The following is a 722-nucleotide window of genomic DNA, read 5'->3' on the forward strand; positions in this document are numbered from 1 at the left end:
GAATTAGTTGAAATGGAAGTTCGTGAACTTCTTTCTACTTACGACTTCCCAGGCGACGACACTCCAGTAATCCGTGGTTCAGCACTTGCTGCACTTAACGGTGAATCAGGTCAATATGGTGAAGATGCTGTAGTTGCTCTTGTTGAAGCGCTTGATACTTACATCCCAGAGCCAGTACGTGCAATCGACCAAGCATTCTTAATGCCAATCGAAGACGTATTCTCTATTTCTGGTCGTGGTACAGTAGTAACTGGTCGTGTAGAAACTGGTATCGTGAAAGTAGGCGAAGAAGTTGAAATCGTTGGTATCAAAGACACAGTTAAAACAACTGTAACTGGCGTAGAAATGTTCCGTAAACTTCTTGACGAAGGTCGTGCGGGCGAGAACTGTGGTGTTCTTTTACGTGGTACTAAGCGTGAAGACGTACAACGTGGTCAAGTACTTGCTAAACCAGGTACAATCAAGCCACACACTAAATTCGATGCGGAAGTATACGTACTTTCTAAAGAAGAAGGTGGTCGTCACACTCCATTCCTTAACGGTTACCGTCCACAATTCTATTTCCGTACAACTGACGTAACTGGTGCAATCCAGTTGAAAGAAGGCGTTGAAATGGTAATGCCAGGTGACAACGTTGAAATGTCAGTAGAATTAATCCACCCAATCGCAATGGACCCAGGTCTACGTTTTGCGATCCGTGAAGGTGGTCGTACTGTAGGTGC

1 protein-coding gene is annotated in these 722 nt (G+C 44.7%); it reads left to right on the top strand.

Features of this window, described 5'->3' with window-relative positions:
* Nucleotides 1–722: EF-Tu C-terminal domain-related protein (locus tag AC07E5_RS09680; RefSeq protein ID WP_042068926.1), on the top strand; the 722-nt coding region annotated here is incomplete at both ends.

Source organism: Acinetobacter seohaensis (assembly GCF_056431365.1).